Genomic DNA, 18,189 nt, shown 5'->3' on the forward strand with positions numbered 1-18,189 from the left:
TAACTAAAGTATAAACTTGTTTTTGCCAGGTTAAAGTGAATACTTATTGCTTTCAAGCGCGTCACAGCGCAAAATAATGCAATGAGGTAAAACCAAACTTCCTAAAGGACTAAAATGCACTCGCTCTATCCATCAATCAAACCCTATGCGCAACATGAATTAAAAGTTAGTGCCCTGCATACACTTTATATTGAAGAAACAGGAAATCCTGAGGGGCTGCCTGTTGTAGTGTTGCATCCAGGCCCTGGTGCTTCATCCGGGGATGGTTATCTTAGACGCTTTTTTGATCCACAACACTATAGGATCATCATTTTTGATCAACGCGGCTGTGGGCGTTCTACACCGCATTTGGAAGTGCGTGACAATACAACCAGTTTATTGCTAGATGACATTGATGCCATCCGAGATTTCTTAGGGCTATCCGAATTTGTATTGTCTGGCGGCGGTTGGGGTTCTTTATTGGCTTTACTTTACGCACAAAAATTCCCACAACAAATTAAAGCGCTGCAACTTCATCAAATTTTTTTAGGAAGACAACAGGATTTTGATTGGTTTTATAAACATGGAGCAAACCTAGTTTACCCTGATTATTGGAATGAATTTATTGGTAGTGTTCCTGAAGATATGTTGGATCAAATTCCAAAATATTATGCCAACTGTTTACAAGGACCAAACGAACTGGCACGTATGAGTGCGGCAAAATCTTGGGCCTTATGGGAAGCACGTTGCAGCAGTTTGCACCCTCATTTATATGTGATTGATCAATTCAGCGACCCACATTTCGCTCTGGCTCTTGCAACATTGGAATCCCATTATATCAACAATCATTTTTTCATTGAGGAAAATCAGGTGCTGGCTAATGTAAATAAAATAAGACACATCCCAACTTATATCGTACATGGTCGTTTTGATTTAATCTCTCCATTGGCTGGCGCTTTCGAACTGCATCAGGCCATACCGGCATCCAATTTAAGAATAGTTCGTGATGCAGGACATTCAGATAGAGAATCAGGTATAATCGACGCCCTAATTTATGCAAGTAAAGAAATTTCCAAACAAGGGCTTGATGCATGTTGATTGTAATTCAAAGGGTGACACACGCCCGAGTCGATATTGATGGTGAAACTGTTGGTAAAATCGATCAGGGTCTGATGATTCTTTGTGGTTTTGAACCTGGTGATACCGAGCAAAACATCAGTAAAATGTTAGATAAATGCATCAACTATCGCATTTTCAGTGACAGCCAAGGTAAAATGAATTTAAGCCTTAAAGAGGTTCAAGGTGGTTTATTATTAGTGCCACAATTTACTTTAATGGCCGAAACTCAAAAAGGGCTGCGTCCTAGTTTTTCAAATGCAGCACCACCAGAGCTTGGTCGACAACTGTTTGATAAGCTATTGACGCAAGCAGCTCAACTATACCCAAACACACAAAATGGATGTTTTGGTGCTGACATGCAGGTTCATTTATGCAATGACGGCCCGGTAACATTCTTGTTAAAGTTCTGATACCTCCACCACATTAAAAATTACAAAGTAAATTACTTTTTTGTAGCCTGGGTGCAGCACAGCGAAACCCGGGTTACGGCTTCGCCTTCCCCCAGACTACAATATATTTTTAAAAAAAGATCAACTGCAATCTATGGTTATTTTCAAGAACACTAAACTCGTGTAACATCGTTTCATGCATTTAAAATAATTAAAAAAATCATGCGATTAATTTCAATAGTTATCAGTTTTACCAGTAGTCTCGTTTTAGCTGGTTGTGCCTGCAAGGGAACCAACCCTGTCGATCCTTTTGAACCCTTTAACCGAAAGGTATATAAGTTTAATACGGCCTTTGACAATGTATTTTTAAAACCTCCAGCAAAAGTGTATCGAGCGGTAGTGCCCGCACCTGTCCGTAAAAGTGTTAATAATTTTTACAACAACCTAGATCTTATTCCAACCGTAGGTAATGATCTTTTACAGGCAAAAGGAAAATGGGCAATTAGAGACTCATGGCGCTTTATTATCAACTCTTCTTTAGGTGTGGGTGGTTTATTTGATGTGGCTAAAACCTTCGGTTTACCACCACATTCAAATGATTTAGGTCTTACACTCGCTAAATGGGGAGATAAAAATTCGCCCTATCTAGTTATTCCCCTACTCGGACCAAGTACCCTTAGAGATGGAGCAGGATGGCTATTCCAATTTGCGCTATACAGCCCTTATGTTTACATTCATAACGATACCGTAGTTTATAGTTTGCTGGCCCTGCGTTATGTCGATTTGCGCTCACAACTGTTAGATACAGATCGCATCATGGATGAGGCTTTAGATAAATATTCCTTCATGAGGGATGCATACCTTCAATATCGTAATAATCTCATTGCAGACAACCAGGCAGATACTGGCACTCTTTATGTTGATGATAAAAAAGCCGATCAAAAAGTTGTTGCTGAAATTGGTAGTGACTACGTAGATGAATAAATATTAGATGTATAGCATGCAGCGCAGCAGAACCTGGGGATTATATCTATGAACCCGGGTTCCACTGCGCTGCTCCCAGGCTACATTCACGCGTTACTCACCAAACGGATTTCATCCCATCTCCAAAAAACTTCATCACTTTATTAAGCTATTTTTTATAGGCTTAAAACGCCACTTATTGTAACTACCTGTCCTAAATCATTTTTCTGGCATTAATTGAATTAACCCATCAATTTACCTGGCAACTACAGAGAGCACTTTTCCCATAAACCATCCGCCTGTCTTAATAGTTCCTTAATATTAACCATTTATAATCTATTTTGACCATGATGCTTGAAATAGGAACATAAATTGCTCTCATCTAAATCTATCTCTGACCATATTGCCGCTGATAAAACAAAACAGGCTGATTTACAAAAGTTTTATGAATCTATTCCACCCTCAGGAAAAGTATTAGTCGTTGTAGGTGGTGGAACCGCAGCGCTGACCTATCTCTATACTGCAGAAATAGAAGAGCAATACACTCATGTCCTCATAGTAGGAGATCGTGGTTATTGGGGAATGGCCGCTCATCGATTAGCACAGCCTCACCATATTTTCGCGCTTCCACATGCTCCATCTGACGAGTTTGTTGATCCAGCAAAACGTGATAAAGAACGGGGAATTACCCCCTTGGATTCTCATTCAGCCTATGTGCATTCACACGATTATCAAGACAGGGTTCTTGAATTAGAAGAGGCTACTATAAGCGCTCTGCAAAAAAAAGGGAAACATGTATTTGTTATGAGAGAACGCGTAAAAACGATTGAACGCTCAACTTCCTCAACTTTTACACTAAATACTGAATGCAATAAGCCAATTATTGCAAATAAAGTTGTCGTTGCAACAGGAGCAGGACCAGAAAGAAGACTTGAGCCTCATTTGCAAGAATGCCTTAGATCATCATTGGGAGGTATAAAAACTTCTGCAGAAGTAAATGAAAGAATTTTAACCTATACCGATATACTCATGCCCAATGTTGAAAAATGTAGTGGTAAAAAGGTACTAATCTATGGTGGAGGTGCCACAGCAGCCTGGGCAATGGAAGTTGCAGCAAAAAGTGCGCAGCCATTGGCCTGGGTTGGACGCAGTGGTTTTCAGCTCGCGGTAAGTGCTGGCCCCAGGGTCAATGAAATCATCATGAAAAGTCGTGAAGTACAAGTAGCTGGCACTATCGAATCGATTACTTATGTAGCAGGTAGTGATTCCGAAGAAGGCAAACTTCTAATTAAAATCACAGGTCCTGATGGAAAAAAAGAATATCTTGTTGACTATCTATTCAATTGCATTGGCCAAGAACCTTATGAGCCTGGTGGTCTTCCCGGAATAATATGCCCAACCATTAAGAGTGAATTAATGCCGCATATGGATAAAAACATTGTAACGGGAACTGAAGAACGTTGCATGCTGGGTTGGAGCAGCAAGTGTGGTGATTTTATTATTATTGGGGCAGCTCAAGGGACTTATTATGATGATAATAATAAGCTTAAGCGTCCAAAAGCGGTTTCAGAATATATACCTTTCAGTGGCCAAGTACCAATTACTATTGGTGGTGTAGTCTCTTCAGTCTGTGCCTTGACTAACTATATGCCATTTAAACAAGATCCAAAAACTGGTTATACAGTTGCGTGCAGTCTAAACCTGCAAGTTATGAATGCAACACAGTTAGCAGTTTACTTTACAGCTTCTTACCCCAGTGCCCCCGCAAATTTTGTCAATAAAGCAGTAAAAGATTTAATTGCAGAACGATCTAAAACCGATTTTGGCTTGTCTCCAGAACAAATGGAGACGTTTATGCGAAATCATTTTGGGTATATTCCGCTGAATCCAACGTGCCAGGTTTTGACGCGACCTACTACCCCTACGGTAGCGGTAACAGCACCCGCGTCACCTGTACCGCCTGTAGTAAGTCATCCTGAAGAGCCTAAAGACGTATTTTCAAGCAGCACCATTCAAACATTGAAAAGAAGTCCTCTCTTTGGTTTCTTTAATAGAAAATCTACTCCTACCCCAGTAGAATCAACGAATTTAACTGCGGCAATCGCATAATTTCGGTTTAAAGAAAGAGGATTTGTTTTTTATTCCCTCGTCCTTTTGGGGTGAGGGGTTTATTTACAGTTTTAGAGAGCTTTTCTCACAAGATGTGCCAATATAGCCCTTTGTGAGAGGCTCTTCATGCTCATGCACGACAGATCTTCTCAAGGCAACGCAAAAAATCACCCGCAATATCGAGCTGAGTTTCTGCTTCGATTTCCCGCAAACACGTTGGGCTAGTGACATTGATTTCCGTTAAATAATCACCAATGACATCAATACCAACAAAATATAAACCTTTGGCCTTAAGCGTAGGCCCTATTTGCTCACAAAGCCATCTATCCCGTGCCGTAATGGGAACTACTTCACCACGGGCACCAGCAGCCAAATTACCTCGCAAATCACCTTCTGCAGGGATACGAGCTAAGGCATAAGGAACCGGTTCTCCGTTAATTAATAAAATGCGTTTATCACCCAAATTTTTTATCTCAGGAATATAACGTTGGGCAATAATTGTTTGTGTTTGATTTTTAGTTAAGACCTCTAAAATAACTGACAAATTGTTTCCGTGTTCTTCAACATGAAATACAGAGTTCCCGCCCATCCCTTCCAAGGGTTTGAAAATAACCTGTTTGTGCTCCTCCCAAAAAGATTTCAATCTTTTAATATGTCGTGAGACAAGTGTAGTTGGGCAGCACTGAGGAAAGTTTAAGGTGAAAAATTTCTCATTGGCATCGCGCAAACTTTGTGGTTTGTTCGCGACCAGAACCCCCTCGCGTTCTGCAAGCTCCAAGAAATAGGTAGTGTAAACGTATTCTATGTTAAAAGGCGGGTCTTTGCGCATCAGAATGATATCCAGTTCACTCAAAGGCTGCTCATCTAATTCTTTAACTGTAGCCCAATCCTTACTGTGTACATCGCCAATGCTTAAATCATAAACTTGGGCATAAACTTGCCCTTCCTTAGAAAACATATCTTCTTGGGTAAACACAACACAAGACCAGCCCATCTCTTGTGCTCTTTTGATCATGGCAACTGTCGTGTCTTTATAGGGTTTGAGGTGTTCTAAAGGATCCAACAACACACCAAGTTTCATTACTCACCTCCAATAGCTGCTATTTCCCTTGCTGCTGCAAGTGCAGCCAAGCGAGCAATAACCCCATAAACATAGAAACGATTTGACTCATCCACTTCAGTTAAATCATCACAAGGCATGTTACACGCTTGTGCAAAAGCTAAAGGTTCAAAATGCATTCCAGGTGCGTTTAGATTTTCATCGATCCCTCGTTCTTTATGAACTCGGTAAAACCCACCCACTACAAACTGGCCAATCATATAAACAACAGGCTCAGCAACAGAGCCGTTCGGCATAGTTTCAAAAGTATATACACCTTCTTGAATAATTACCCTATCTACTTTACGACCGCCTTTGCTAGTCGACATGCGCGTACGTTGTTTTCTATTTAATTGACGTACCTCTTCTGCTTCATGCACCATCATGACACTCATGCCGTAAGTGCCATTATCCGCTTTAATCACAACAAACGGTTTCTCTTTTATCCCATAAGTTGCATATTTATCATTCATTAAAGTGAGAATTTTATCTACTTCGATTGCTAATCTATCGATACCTTCCTGTGCCATAAAATCCACACCTTCCAGAGCACTAAAATAAGGATTAATTAGCCAAGAGTCCATACCTGCAAATTCAGCAAACTCTGTAGCTACCTCATCATAAAAATTAAAATGACTGGATTTTAAGCGCGAGAACCAACCTAATTGTGCTGTAGGTCTTATTTTTTGCTTTATTCCTTGCAAAATCTCAGGAATTCCTTGCGACAAATCATTATTGAGCATGAGAAAACATGGATTAAAATTAGTTAGCCCTACGCGATCTCCCTGACGATCAATAGGCTCTAATAATAGGCTTTCTCCACTTTCAAGAAAAACTTCAGTCGGTTCTTTAATCTCAGGATCCAAACTACCAATACGCACAACAAATCCAGCTTTTACAAAAATGGTTCGTAATACATTGAGGCTTTGCAGATAGAACTTATTTCGCGTGTGACTTTCTGGAATCAGTAAAATTCGAGTACAATCAGGAACGTAATCGATTAATACCGACTGCGCAGCTTGGACACAAAGCGGAAAAAAATCTGGATTTAAATTATTAAACCCTGCGGGAAACAAATTAGTATCTACAGGCGCCAGTTTAAAGCCTGCATGCCGCAAATCAACAGAGGAGGTTAATGGTGGCGGTGTTTCTTTCCATTGATGCCGAAACCACGCCTCAATAGCAGCTATTTGATTTAAAACAATTTTTTCCACATGAAACAATGGTCCGGAATGTGCTGTGGTCAAATGAGGAACAGGGATTTCATGTACATTCATGATTTTCTTCTCTTTTTTATATTTTCGACGATGTTACCGGGGTTAACACAGAAATAAAAGATCTTATTCATTTTCTGTTATTATATTGTACGTTAGATTTTTATGTCCGACGTAATCCTTTAATTGCAGATGATACTGCTAGAAAATGGATTTGTTAGACTTAAAAGCCAACAAACGTTAGAATTCTTGCATACAAAAAGGAACTAATTCATGGTCAGCGAGCTAGTACAACAATTTTCTACTCAGATACAAACTTTTTTATTTATCATGACGCTTATTAATGGCATTTTGCATTTGATTTTTGCTGGTGCAGTAGCCCACGATGCTGGGAATATGAATCGAACAGGACAAAAAACTGTTTTAGTTTCTGCAGCGACCTGGGCATTTGCCACTTTAATAGGTGGTGTTTTCACAGCAACAATTTATTGGTTGCTACACCATTCTACATTTACACGACCAACGATAAGAGAGGTTCGTTATGACCAACCCTAGCATTAAAACTATTGATGTACATCAGCTAAAAGAAATGATGGCAAATAATTCCAACCTTTGTTTAATTGATGTTCGTGAATTAGATGAGTGGCAAGAGTTTCATATCGCTGGAGCATTGCATATACCTAAAGATAATATTGCATCTATTGCAGCTCAAATTCCAAATAAAAATCATTCAATCTATTTGCACTGCAAAGGAGGCGTAAGATCTTTATTCGCAGCTCAGGTTTTAATGGATTTGGGATATCAAGAAGTTTATTCAGTAGATGGTGGTATTATTGACTGGGCTGTATCAGGCTATCCTATTGAGCAAAAAATCTCAGAACCACAATTATAATTCTAAGCTCTTACTCCTAGCCTGGGTGCAGTGCAGCAGAACCCAGGCTACAAACTCTAGTGACATTGCCTCTGCTCTGTAGACTCTTTAATAATCTCATCATCTGTAGACTCTTTAATAATCTCATCAACAGTATCAACAACTCCGGATGCAGATGGACTTATCTCACTAGAGGCAAATAATCCCATTCGTTTTTTGTTAGTTTTTTCAGAGTCTTTCGCTTGTTCTTCTGCGGCCTTATCAATCTGCTCCAACTCAAGCTTCGCTTTTTTTTCAACCAAATCTTGCAGCATCTTTTCTACCTTATAATTCTTAATTTTTCGACCTGAAAACACTTGTTTACTTGGGTGTAGATACCCTTTACTCGGCTCCCCCCCTACATATACATGTCCGTTCATAAAACTGTTTAAAGCCCTATACATTTCAAGCAAATCTTTGGATTCTGGGTAATTTTCTTTATCAAGATTAAGAGAGGTTGTTAATGCATTATATAAAGTGCTGTTCTCAGGAGATAAAAAAAATGCAGTTATCGTTCCTTGATAACTCGTGAAAATTTGATTACGAATATAGAACGCTGCAGCATAGAGCACACATGTTTTATCTGTGCTATCAGGCTTATCAAGACAAGCTAGAACTGCAAGTAGGTATTTACATTGAATTGCTCGCTCAGGATGGCTAATAGAAAGAGATTTTAGTGCCTGCGGTAAATTGTTTGCATCCAATTTATGGCTTTTTACTTCAGTTGCAATACTCTCCCTGATGTATTTTGATAGTGTATCATATTCAACATACTTAAAACCCATTTCTGCTCTCCTTAACTCCATGAATCGGGATTAGTAATATTTACTCCAATCGCAGTTTAAACTAATTCATAATGCCAGTCATGCATTTTCTTTTTACTACTTAATTAATTTTTATCTTTTAAAGTCAATAAGATAACAAAAAAAACCAGCCTAAGTTAGGAGAAGTAGAACGAGTTTAAGACCCAATTTTCATTGAGTAAATAAGGCCAAATGAGTTGAAGAAAATAAGCCCCAGCCCCTTTTTAGATTGCTTTTTTATGTGCTGTTGATTAATTTAGCGCTTTCGTCACCACCAGGATAGTTATGAAATACATCTGTTCCATTTTTCTTTTTCTAGGTTATCTGAATGCCTATGCACAAATCAATCAACCTAAATTAGTTGTTCAACTGGTAGTCGATCAATTACGCGGTGATTTAATTTATAAACATCAACAACAATTTGCTAATGGGGGATTTAATTATTTATTAAGTCATGCCATTGATTACCACAATACTCACCATCCACATGCCAACACAACAACGTGTGCTGGACACGCAACTGTTGCCACAGGTAGCTTCCCTGCCTTGCATGGTGTCATTAATAATGAATGGTATGACCGAAAATCACAGCAAATGGTTTACTGCATGGAAGATTTGAAAACCAATATATTAAATACGCCACATACACGCATCCCAACTCCAGGACGTTCTCCTAAAAATTTATATGCCTCTACTTTAAGCGACGAAATAATACTCTCTCAAAAAGGACGAGCATTTGGCGTATCATTAAAAGATCGTTCAGCGATAACCCTTGCGGGGCACGCTGGCAAAGCGTTTTGGTTTGATACAACCAATGGCGGTTTTATCACCAGTACTTATTACTATTCCCAATATCCTCAATGGGTTAAAAATTGGAACAAAAACTACCATCCTCAAGACTACGATTGGAATCTTAGCCGTTCCAAGATTGAGTATCAAAACGCCAACTCACCAGTTTTCCACCATGAAGATGAACTTTTTGGTCAAACATTCCCACACCATATAACGCAATCCCCAAATCCTGAATACTTTAAAGCACTGTCGCGAAGCCCTAAGGCTGATCAGTTAACTGCAGAGTTTGCAGAGCAACTTTTAACTGAAGAACGATTAGGTCAATCTGTTGGAAAAACAGATTACTTAGGTATTAGTTTTTCTGGTGTTGATGCAATCGGTCATCAATTCGGCCCCAATAGTCTTGAGTCAGAAGATAATTTATTGGAATTAGATAAAACCCTTGCACATCTTTTGGCAACCATTGACAAACAAGTGGGTCTAAACAACACCCTTATTGTGCTTACTGCTGATCATGGTGTAAACGATGGGCCAACCTATCTCAAAGCGCATCATATAATTGAAATTAATCCTATTGATATCCCTAAAATGGAGCAATACATCCGCACTGTACTGAAAAAACAATATAAACTTCCAGAACAAACATTGATGTCCATTACCCCACCTTATATCTATCTTGATCATAAACTAATAAATCAGCATAAATTGAAACTGAGTGAAGTGAAACATGCCCTTGCACAAGCTTTAACTTTGAGGCCAGGGATATTCAAAGCATATGCATTACCTATTACTGACATTGAAAAAGATTGGCTAAGCAGCAAAGTTAACACAATGTATTATCCAGAGCGATCTGGTGATATTTACCTCATTCCACCACCCAACCAATCGTATGGGAAAAAAAGCCCAGACCGAGTCGCACATGGTAGTCCTTGGCAATATGATAGCTACGTTCCTTTACTCTTTGTCCACCCAGATTTTAAAGCCCAACGTATTTTTCGACCAACGTATACAACCGACATTGCCCCCACCTTATCAGCTGTGCTCGTCATGAAAAATCCCTCTGCCGCTGTTGGGCAGCCTTTGCCAGAAGTCGTATCTGCTTTTAATTAAAACGTAGCCTGGGTGAAGGCGCAGCCGTAACCCGGGATTAAAGGTTTATTTATGACCGGAAGTCCGGGTTACGACTGCATCTTCACCCGGGCTACGTTCTATGTGTTTTTATGACGTGAAAAACCAGGCAGATTAACAAGTAATCCTTAATTAAAGATTGAATTTAACACAAAAAACCTTTAGTATTTGCACGAAATTTCTTACGATATCATCATGAATAAACAAGCGATAATTATTGGGATTTCAGGCCCTTCTGCATCAGGTAAAAGTCTTTTAGCAAATACCATTGTTAATGAGCTTGGCTCAGAACAGGTAGTAGTTATTTCTGAGGATGCCTACTACAAAGATAATGGCCATTTGCCTTTCAGTGAAAGAGAAAAAATAAACTACGATCACCCCGATTCTTTTGATCATGCATTACTTTGCGAACATTTAAGGCAATTAAGAGACGGTAGGCCAGTTGAAATTCCAATTTATTCTCATTCCAAGCACATGCGCTTGCCCGAAACCAGAACTATTGGTCAACATGCTATTGTTATTCTTGAAGGCATTTTACTCTTCAGTGATAAAGAGTTACGAGAAATAATGGATATACGAATTTTTATGTCTACCCCTTTAGATGTATGTTTGACTCGACGTTTAAAAAGAGATGTAGTTGAACGACATCGAACTTTTGAGTCGGTAGTACATCAATATGAAACAACGGTACGTCCCATGTACCTGCAGTTTATTGAACCATCCAGTCGCTATGCTGACATCATTGTTCCTCGTGGAGGAGAAAATAGGATTGCTATTGAAATGATTCAAGCGAAGATGCGTGAATTGTTAGCATCACACACTACTTAATTTAGGAGAGAATAGTGGGATTTTTAGCAGGTAAAAAGGCACTCATTATTGGTCTGGCTAGCAATAGATCTATTGCTTATGGTATTGCCAAAGCATTTCATGAGCAAGGAGCTGAATTAGCGTTTACTTATCAAAATGAACGTTTAAAAGAGCGTGTGGAATCAATGGCAGCTGAATTCAATTCCACCTTGACTTTTCCTTGCGATGTCGCTCACGATGAAGAAATTAAAGCACTTTTTTCTAATCTCCACAAACATTGGGATCACTTAGATGTCTTAATTCATTCAGTTGCTTATGCCCCAGCGGATCAGATTAGTGGTGATTTTGTCACGTCTTGTACACGTGAAGGTTTTAGAATTGCTCATGATATCAGTGCATACAGTCTAATAGGTCTAGCACAAGCTGCTTTACCTATGATGGAAGGTACCGAAGGTTCTTTGTTAACCTTATCTTATTATGGCGCAGAAAAAGCAGTTCCTAACTACAATGTCATGGGTGTTGCCAAGGCAAGTCTTGAAGCTTCTGTACGTTATTTAGCTGCAAGTTTGGGACAAAAAGGTATCCGCATTAATGCCATATCAGCGGGACCAATCAAAACGCTCGCTGCTGCTGGAATTAAAGACTTCCGTAAAATCCAAACTGCTTATGCCAACATCACACCACTTCATAGAAACGTGACTGTTGAAGAAGTTGGAAATACTGCTGCGTTTTTGTGCTCTAACTTAGCCTCGGGAATTACAGGTGAAGTAGTTCACGTTGATGCAGGTTATCATGCAGTATCATCGATGAGTGATCTGAGTTAATCTTTTTAACCTCTCCTATTCGTTAGGAGAGGTCAATCATTACCCCAATCCCCAATTTACATCGAAAGATGAACTAACTCATATTTCTAAGCTATTCTTTAATATACGTATCCTAAAAAAAACCATCTTGTATCAGATTATCAGAGCGATTTTATTTACATGGACTTTCGTCATGATGAGTTCAGACGTAATTGCAGATCCATTTTCTTTGGATAATTTAGTTAAAGAACTATGAACATTTTAAAATTGCATTTGATGAACGTCCTTGGCAAATGGCTTGGGGAAATAAAAACTCCATTGGAACAACAATTGAATATATTCCTGCAGGCGACGATATTAATCATTGGCAAGAATTAGTCACAAGCCAGTCTTTTCCAGAATTGCAAAAAAAATACACTTTGAAACAGTTTGCGAACTCTCTGATTGAGAATATCAAATCATTGGGCTACCAACCTATTATTACATTTTATGAAGATACGGAAAACCGAGCGATTCTTGAAATGAGAATTGAGCAGCCTAAAAATCAAGTTCAAGATGAGCTGGTTATGTTGACCGAAGACGATAAAGGTATATATCTGTTGCACTATGTGATTAAAAAAGCAGATATGGGAGATAAAAACAGACAAAAATGGCTAAAGAACTTAAAGAATAGCGAAAAATTAAAACCGACTAAGCATTAAAATGCTCAAATTATTTTTAACTAAATTTTGGGGAATTGGGCTCAAGCTCTTCAACTTCCAAAGACGTATCTTTTGGGCCTAAATTATGTTTTTGAGCATCTATTTCTTCAGGTAAATCTGTTGCGCCAATGCGTGTGTTCAGAAGCGCCGCCAATTCGGCGGGCTTATCGACTGCATCAGTCTGATTCTTTAATTCCTTCTCTGCATCCGTTTCTTTTGCGGCTTCCGCTTTAATTCTATGCCATTTAGAGTGACTCATAATGTTCTCGAAAATCTATTTAAGCATCTATGTTTAGTATAGATGATTAATTCATAGACTTTATGAGGAAGAAATTGATCACTCAATTTCTCCCGTACTTTTATATACCGCATCCAGTGCTTTTAATGATTCAAGCAAAGATTTCATTTTAGCTAAAGGCCAACTGTTAGGACCGTCACTTAAAGCTTTATCGGGATCAGGATGAGTTTCCATAAACAATCCTGAAATACCTGCTGCGACTGCAGCACGAGCAAGCACAGGAACAAACTCGCGTTGCCCTCCAGAAACACCATTATTGCCTCCAGGCAATTGCACAGAATGTGTTGCATCATAAACAATTGGACATCCTGTTTCGCGCATAATCGCTAATGAACGCATGTCTGAAACTAGATTATTATATCCAAAACTCACACCACGTTCACATGCCATAATTTGTTCATTACCACATGCTTTCGCTTTGGTAATCACATGTTTCATTTCCCAAGGAGCAAGAAACTGCCCTTTTTTGATATTAACGGGTTTATTCATTGATGCTACTTTTTGAATAAAATTGGTTTGTCTGCATAAAAACGCTGGGGTTTGTAATACATCAACTACACTAGATACTTCCAGTAATGGTGTGTCTTCATGTACATCTGTTAAAACAGGAACGCCTACCTCTTTTTTTACTTTTTCCAAAATCGACAATCCCTTTTCAAAACCAGGGCCTCTATAACTAGATAGAGAAGAGCGATTTGCTTTATCGAATGAAGATTTATAGATAAAAGGAATTTGTAATTGGCTACATAGTTCTTTTAAATATCCAGCCGTTTCCATTGCTAACTCTTCACTTTCAATGACACAAGGCCCAGCAATTAAAAATAAAGGTTTATCTAAGCCTACTTCAAATCCACATAATTTCATTCTTAATTTTTCCCTTGATGTTTTTCGCGAGCAGCAAGCACAAACTGTTTAAACAGCGGATGGCTTGCTCTAGGAGTTGATGTAAATTCTGGATGAAATTGACAGGCTAAAAACCAAGGATGGTCTGCTAGCTCCACCATTTCAACCAAAGAATTATCTGCTGAGCGCCCAGAGATAATTAATCCATGCTCAACCAGACTTTCAACATATTTATTATTTACTTCATAACGATGACGATGGCGTTCAATTACTTGTGGTGCTCCATAAACCTTACGTGCTAGCGTACCTTCTGCCAATTGACACAACTGGGCACCCAAACGCATCGTGCCGCCTAAATCACCATGTTCATCACGAAGTTGTTTTGAACCATCCACATCCATCCACTCACTGATTAATCCCAGTACAGGATAGGCAGTATGCTTATTAAACTCGGTAGAATTCGCGTCTTTTAAGCCAACAACGTTTCTAGCAAACTCAATCACAGCGGTTTGCATCCCCAAACAAATTCCCAAGAAAGGCACTTTGTACTCTCTCGCATATTGGATTGCTTTAATTTTACCTTCTACGCCACGTTCCCCAAAACCACCTGGAACAAGAATAGCGTCTATACCTTCCAAAATTGCGGCACCATGTTTTTCGATCAATTCCGCATCTAAATAGACAATTTCGACTTTAGTTTGAGTATGAAGTCCGGCATGCAACAATGCTTCATTAATTGATTTATATGCATCGTTCAACTCAATATACTTACCGACCATAGCAATTTTTACAGTTGCGGTTTGTGTTGTTTGCATCGCCACAACACGATCCCACTCACTTAAATCAGCGGGTTTGGCATCAAGTCCAAGCTTCTTCACAACAATGTCATCAAGCCCATGCTCATGTAATATTCTTGGAATTTGATAAATGCTTGGCGCATCTTCAAGAGAAATAACCCCATCTTTCTCCACATTAGTAAACAATGCAATTTTAGCGCGGTCTGACATAGGTAACGCTTTTTCTGAACGGCAAATCAAAATATCCGGTTGGATACCTATAGAACGCAACTCCTTCACTGAATGCTGAGTTGGTTTTGTTTTCGTTTCACCTGAAGTAGCAATATAGGGCACTAAAGTCAGATGTATAAATAAGGTTCTTTGCGAACCTAATTCCATACGCATTTGACGAATTGCTTCAAGAAACGGTAATGATTCAATATCACCAACGGTTCCACCAATTTCCACCATTGCCACATCAAAACCATCAGCGCCTAATTTGATGCATCGCTTGATCTCATTAGTGATATGAGGAATAACCTGAACAGTCCCCCCTAAATAATCACCTTTTCTTTCTTTTTTAATGACGTTTTCATAAATTTTCCCAGAGGTAAAATTGTTGCGTTTGGTCATGGTTGTATTTACGAAACGTTCATAGTGTCCCAAATCCAGATCGGTTTCTGCACCATCATTGGTGACAAAAACCTCACCATGTTGGAATGGACTCATGGTTCCAGGATCAACGTTAATATAAGGATCAAGCTTAATCATTGTTACTTTAAGACCACGTGCCTCAAGAACAGCCGCGAGAGACGCAGCTGCGATGCCCTTTCCTAAGGAGGAGACCACACCACCTGTAATAAAAATAAAATTTGTCATAATTGACCTATATCCTGCTAATTTAGTACTGGTTCAAAGAAAAAAGAAAATTCAGGTTCTATTGTAGCCTGGGTGAAGCGAAGCGGAACCCGGGATTCTTACTATGGTTCCGCTTCGCTTCACCCAGGCTACAATACATCTAGGCAACAATAAATCAGAAAACCAACTAATCTATTGCCAGCAAATGCCCCATTTTCTCTTTTTTAGTTTTTAAATATCTGTGACTTTCCTTAGTAGGCTCTATTTCTAAAGGCACTCTCTCCATAACCTTTATTCCATAACGATCAACAGCAGCAATTTTTGATGGGTTATTCGTTAATAACCTTATTGCATCAATACCAAAATATTTTAATATTTGATAGGCAATCGCATAATCCCTGCCGTCAACAGGAAGACCCAGTTGATGATTGGCATCAACCGTATCCAAACCTTGCTCCTGCAAGGCATAAGCTTTTAGTTTATTCGCTAAACCAATTCCTCGCCCTTCTTGGCGTAAATAGATTAAAATGCCCCCTTCAGCTGCAATCAGCGATAGAGACTGCTCCAATTGTTTGCCACAATCACACTTACAAGAACCGAAAACATCGCCAGTAATGCATTCTGAATGAATACGCACTAAAGGTACTCGATTGGCAAATGCCGGTGGCTTCACTAAAGCAAAATGCTCCGCAGAATCAAGTTCATTTGCAAACACGGTCATATTAAAATCACCTTTGTTTTGCAAAGGAATACGTGTTGACGCATCAGCATTGACTAGCACTTCATGACGAATTCGGTATTCTATCAAATCTTTGATAGTAACCAGAGGGATATTATGTTTTTGAGAAAATAAAACCAACTCATCACGTCTGCTCATGGTTCCATCTTCATTGATAATTTCACAAATCACTGCCGCAGGAGCTAAGCCGGCAAGCTTTGCCAAATCGACACTACCTTCTGTTTGTCCTGGTCGTTCTAACACACCCTTTTTCCTAGCGCGTAAAGGAAAAACATGTCCAGGAGAAATCACATCTGCTGGCCCACTTTCAGGATTAATGGCAACTTGAATAGTCTGAGCTCTATCTTGAGCTGAAATACCTGTCGACACGCCTTGTGCTGCTTCTATGGATACAGTAAATGCCGTACCATAAGGTGATTTATTATTTTGCGCCATCATGGGCAATTGTAATTTATCAATCAGTTCATCAGCCATAGACAAGCAGATCAATCCACAACCATGACGAGACATGAAATTAATTACCTCCGGAGTTGCGTACTCTGCCGCCACAACCAGATCTCCTTCATTTTCCCTATCTTCATCATCCATTAAAATAACCATTTTACCGGCTTTGAGTGTTTCCACTGCGTGTTCTATTGTAGCTAATGAATACTTCATAACGCGACCTCATTTGATCCAGTGTTCATTTAATCTTCCTGCCAATCCAGACATGCTATCACATTGTTGCCCATAGGATGCCAAGAAACTGTATGCGCTCGGTTAAATATCCCACTCTGCTGGTATGCTGAAACTGCATTGTGCTCCAAAATACTTGGTGCAATATATAAATAAGTCCGATGAACTAACCCCTCTTGATGTAGTGCACTAAAAAGAGCACCCCCTGCCTCTACCCAAACATCGTGAAATCCCAATTCTCCCAAGTGGCTGATTATAGCACTTAAATTCATTGCCTGATCGTTCATAGGCATAAAATGCAACGTACTATTAGGATAGGAAGTCTCTCGATCACTACAATGATATATATGGCAATGAGCGGCCGTTGAAAAAACTTTAGACTCTTTATCAAGGCTCAGCTGTCTATCGATAATTGCTACAGGTTTTGCCTGCTCTTCCTGACCTAAACGCGCATTCATCTTGGGATTATCCAGTTGCACTGTTCTAGCTGTTGTCAGAATTACATCAGTCGCAGCACGCATTTGCTGCGTAAACTCACCACATAAGGCATTAGACAAAATAACACGCTCTCCTACTGTGCGACCAATCTTACCATTGAGTGTTTGTGCCATTTTCACCGTTACTCTAGGCTTTTTAGTCAAAGTCCAATGAGAATAACTTTTATAAAATTCTGTAACCTCGTCTACCGGATAATGTGTCACCTTTATTCCATGGGCACGTAATTTTTCTGTGGAATTATTCTTAGCTACAACTGGATTAGGATCCACATAAGCAAAAACAACTTCTTCTACTCCATGTTGGATAATCGCATCGACACAAGGCGGCGTTCTCCCCCAATGATTACAAGGTTCAAGAGAAATATATAGGCTGACCCCTGGCATTTTAGGAGGAATCTGTGTTAACAATAATTGTTCTGCATGCGGAGTTCCTGCACCTCTATGACAAGCTTGTGCTATAATAGTTCCATTTTGCACAGCAACAGCGCCAACACAAGGATTAGGGGCGCAATGGCCTTGTCCAAGACGGGCCTGTTCAAGAGCTGCGAGCAAAAACTTTTTGTGCATTGTTTTAGTACCTTTCTAAAGATGCATGTAACCACTCATGCACTATATAGAACGTTACGGCACGGACAAACCGCGGGATAACGAGAGAGTATGAGTAGTTACGATGCGTGAATGATAACA

Annotated in this window: 18 protein-coding genes; 10 read left to right on the top strand and 8 right to left on the bottom strand. The window is 39.4% G+C overall.

All coding sequences use genetic code 11. The features are described from left to right. The first annotated feature begins 114 nt into the window (after window positions 1-114). From pip to BGO44_RS02380, 4 genes are all read left to right on the top strand, one after another. Window positions 115-1,077, top strand: a complete 963-nt coding sequence (gene pip, locus BGO44_RS02365) for a prolyl aminopeptidase (RefSeq protein WP_058512276.1) — start codon at window positions 115-117, stop codon at window positions 1,075-1,077. Beyond that, window positions 1,071-1,508, top strand: a complete 438-nt coding sequence (gene dtd / locus BGO44_RS02370; RefSeq protein WP_058512275.1) for a D-aminoacyl-tRNA deacylase — start codon at window positions 1,071-1,073, stop codon at window positions 1,506-1,508. Before pip ends, dtd begins: the two co-directional genes overlap by 7 nt. A gap of 201 nt (window positions 1,509-1,709) precedes the next feature. After that, a complete protein-coding gene (locus BGO44_RS02375) occupies window positions 1,710-2,471 on the top strand; it encodes an MlaA family lipoprotein (protein WP_058512274.1) in 762 nt (253 codons plus the stop codon). A 351-nt stretch (window positions 2,472-2,822) separates the two neighbouring features. Further along, window positions 2,823-4,559, top strand: coding sequence for an FAD-dependent oxidoreductase (locus BGO44_RS02380; protein WP_273201127.1), 1,737 nt, complete (start codon window positions 2,823-2,825; stop codon window positions 4,557-4,559). Between the two features lie 130 nt (window positions 4,560-4,689). On the opposite strand, the gene gshB is transcribed toward BGO44_RS02380, so the two are convergent. Further along, the gene (gshB, locus tag BGO44_RS02385) at window positions 4,690-5,640 is read right to left on the bottom strand and encodes a glutathione synthase (protein ID WP_058512272.1); all 951 of its coding nucleotides are present in this window, start codon (window positions 5,638-5,640) and stop codon (window positions 4,690-4,692) included. After that, window positions 5,640-6,935 (bottom strand): glutamate--cysteine ligase, encoded by a 1,296-nt coding sequence (gshA, locus tag BGO44_RS02390; protein ID WP_058512271.1) that lies wholly within the window; start codon window positions 6,933-6,935, stop codon window positions 5,640-5,642. The genes gshB and gshA overlap by 1 nt, the downstream gene beginning before the upstream one ends. 210 nt (window positions 6,936-7,145) lie before the next feature. Between gshA and BGO44_RS02395 the strand changes: the two genes are divergently transcribed. Both BGO44_RS02395 and BGO44_RS02400 read left to right on the top strand, forming a co-directional pair. Continuing rightward, window positions 7,146-7,427, top strand: coding sequence for a hypothetical protein (locus BGO44_RS02395; protein WP_058512270.1), 282 nt, complete (start codon window positions 7,146-7,148; stop codon window positions 7,425-7,427). After that, window positions 7,414-7,764: a rhodanese-like domain-containing protein gene (locus tag BGO44_RS02400; RefSeq protein ID WP_058512269.1), complete on the top strand. Its 351-nt coding sequence runs from the start codon at window positions 7,414-7,416 to the stop codon at window positions 7,762-7,764. Before BGO44_RS02395 ends, BGO44_RS02400 begins: the two co-directional genes overlap by 14 nt. A gap of 56 nt (window positions 7,765-7,820) precedes the next feature. On the opposite strand, the gene BGO44_RS02405 is transcribed toward BGO44_RS02400, so the two are convergent. Continuing rightward, window positions 7,821-8,567, bottom strand: a complete 747-nt coding sequence (locus tag BGO44_RS02405; protein ID WP_273201122.1) for a hypothetical protein — start codon at window positions 8,565-8,567, stop codon at window positions 7,821-7,823. A gap of 303 nt (window positions 8,568-8,870) precedes the next feature. Between BGO44_RS02405 and BGO44_RS02410 the strand changes: the two genes are divergently transcribed. The 4 genes from BGO44_RS02410 (at window position 8,871) to BGO44_RS02425 (ending at window position 12,816) form a co-directional block, all read left to right on the top strand. After that, window positions 8,871-10,487, top strand: a complete 1,617-nt coding sequence (locus BGO44_RS02410) for an alkaline phosphatase family protein (RefSeq protein WP_273201121.1) — start codon at window positions 8,871-8,873, stop codon at window positions 10,485-10,487. Between the two features lie 213 nt (window positions 10,488-10,700). After that, complete coding sequence (gene udk / locus BGO44_RS02415; RefSeq protein ID WP_058512267.1) at window positions 10,701-11,333, top strand: uridine kinase; 633 nt, start codon at window positions 10,701-10,703, stop codon at window positions 11,331-11,333. A gap of 14 nt (window positions 11,334-11,347) precedes the next feature. Continuing rightward, window positions 11,348-12,136 (top strand): enoyl-ACP reductase FabI, encoded by a 789-nt coding sequence (locus tag BGO44_RS02420; RefSeq protein WP_058512266.1) that lies wholly within the window; start codon window positions 11,348-11,350, stop codon window positions 12,134-12,136. A gap of 272 nt (window positions 12,137-12,408) precedes the next feature. Beyond that, complete coding sequence (locus tag BGO44_RS02425; protein ID WP_273201118.1) at window positions 12,409-12,816, top strand: HI_0983 family protein; 408 nt, start codon at window positions 12,409-12,411, stop codon at window positions 12,814-12,816. A gap of 16 nt (window positions 12,817-12,832) precedes the next feature. On the opposite strand, the gene BGO44_RS02430 is transcribed toward BGO44_RS02425, so the two are convergent. The 5 genes from BGO44_RS02430 to ribD form a co-directional block, all read right to left on the bottom strand. Continuing rightward, window positions 12,833-13,075, bottom strand: a complete 243-nt coding sequence (locus tag BGO44_RS02430; protein ID WP_273201116.1) for a hypothetical protein — start codon at window positions 13,073-13,075, stop codon at window positions 12,833-12,835. A gap of 78 nt (window positions 13,076-13,153) precedes the next feature. Continuing rightward, window positions 13,154-13,978: a 3-deoxy-8-phosphooctulonate synthase gene (gene kdsA, locus BGO44_RS02435; RefSeq protein ID WP_273201114.1), complete on the bottom strand. Its 825-nt coding sequence runs from the start codon at window positions 13,976-13,978 to the stop codon at window positions 13,154-13,156. 2 nt (window positions 13,979-13,980) lie between these two features. Then, the gene (gene pyrG / locus BGO44_RS02440; protein ID WP_058512262.1) at window positions 13,981-15,612 is read right to left on the bottom strand and encodes a CTP synthase; all 1,632 of its coding nucleotides are present in this window, start codon (window positions 15,610-15,612) and stop codon (window positions 13,981-13,983) included. A 166-nt stretch (window positions 15,613-15,778) separates the two neighbouring features. Next, window positions 15,779-16,987: a 3,4-dihydroxy-2-butanone-4-phosphate synthase gene (ribB, locus tag BGO44_RS02445; RefSeq protein ID WP_273201112.1), complete on the bottom strand. Its 1,209-nt coding sequence runs from the start codon at window positions 16,985-16,987 to the stop codon at window positions 15,779-15,781. A 29-nt stretch (window positions 16,988-17,016) separates the two neighbouring features. After that, window positions 17,017-18,069, bottom strand: a complete 1,053-nt coding sequence (gene ribD / locus BGO44_RS02450; RefSeq protein WP_273201110.1) for a bifunctional diaminohydroxyphosphoribosylaminopyrimidine deaminase/5-amino-6-(5-phosphoribosylamino)uracil reductase RibD — start codon at window positions 18,067-18,069, stop codon at window positions 17,017-17,019. Window positions 18,070-18,189 lie beyond the last annotated feature (120 nt).

This window comes from Legionella sp. 39-23 (assembly GCF_001897665.1).
Classification (GTDB): Bacteria; Pseudomonadota; Gammaproteobacteria; order Legionellales; family Legionellaceae; genus Legionella; species Legionella steelei.

Excerpts from the sequence above, each read along its gene's own strand:
- pip (WP_058512276.1), top strand. The coding sequence starts at position 115 with ATGCACTCGCTCTATCCATCAATCAAACCCTATGCGCAACATGAATTA.
- dtd (WP_058512275.1), top strand. The coding sequence starts at position 1,071 with ATGTTGATTGTAATTCAAAGGGTGACACACGCCCGAGTCGATATTGAT.
- BGO44_RS02375 (WP_058512274.1), top strand. The coding sequence starts at position 1,710 with ATGCGATTAATTTCAATAGTTATCAGTTTTACCAGTAGTCTCGTTTTA.
- gshB (WP_058512272.1), bottom strand. The coding sequence starts at position 5,640 with ATGAAACTTGGTGTGTTGTTGGATCCTTTAGAACACCTCAAACCCTAT.
- gshA (WP_058512271.1), bottom strand. The coding sequence starts at position 6,935 with ATGAATGTACATGAAATCCCTGTTCCTCATTTGACCACAGCACATTCC.
- BGO44_RS02395 (WP_058512270.1), top strand. The coding sequence starts at position 7,146 with ATGGTCAGCGAGCTAGTACAACAATTTTCTACTCAGATACAAACTTTT.
- BGO44_RS02400 (WP_058512269.1), top strand. The coding sequence starts at position 7,414 with ATGACCAACCCTAGCATTAAAACTATTGATGTACATCAGCTAAAAGAA.
- BGO44_RS02405 (WP_273201122.1), bottom strand. The coding sequence starts at position 8,567 with ATGGGTTTTAAGTATGTTGAATATGATACACTATCAAAATACATCAGG.
- BGO44_RS02410 (WP_273201121.1), top strand. The coding sequence starts at position 8,871 with ATGAAATACATCTGTTCCATTTTTCTTTTTCTAGGTTATCTGAATGCC.
- udk (WP_058512267.1), top strand. The coding sequence starts at position 10,701 with ATGAATAAACAAGCGATAATTATTGGGATTTCAGGCCCTTCTGCATCA.
- BGO44_RS02425 (WP_273201118.1), top strand. The coding sequence starts at position 12,409 with ATGGCTTGGGGAAATAAAAACTCCATTGGAACAACAATTGAATATATT.
- BGO44_RS02430 (WP_273201116.1), bottom strand. The coding sequence starts at position 13,075 with ATGAGTCACTCTAAATGGCATAGAATTAAAGCGGAAGCCGCAAAAGAA.
- kdsA (WP_273201114.1), bottom strand. The coding sequence starts at position 13,978 with ATGAAATTATGTGGATTTGAAGTAGGCTTAGATAAACCTTTATTTTTA.
- pyrG (WP_058512262.1), bottom strand. The coding sequence starts at position 15,612 with ATGACAAATTTTATTTTTATTACAGGTGGTGTGGTCTCCTCCTTAGGA.
- ribB (WP_273201112.1), bottom strand. The coding sequence starts at position 16,987 with ATGAAGTATTCATTAGCTACAATAGAACACGCAGTGGAAACACTCAAA.
- ribD (WP_273201110.1), bottom strand. The coding sequence starts at position 18,069 with ATGCACAAAAAGTTTTTGCTCGCAGCTCTTGAACAGGCCCGTCTTGGA.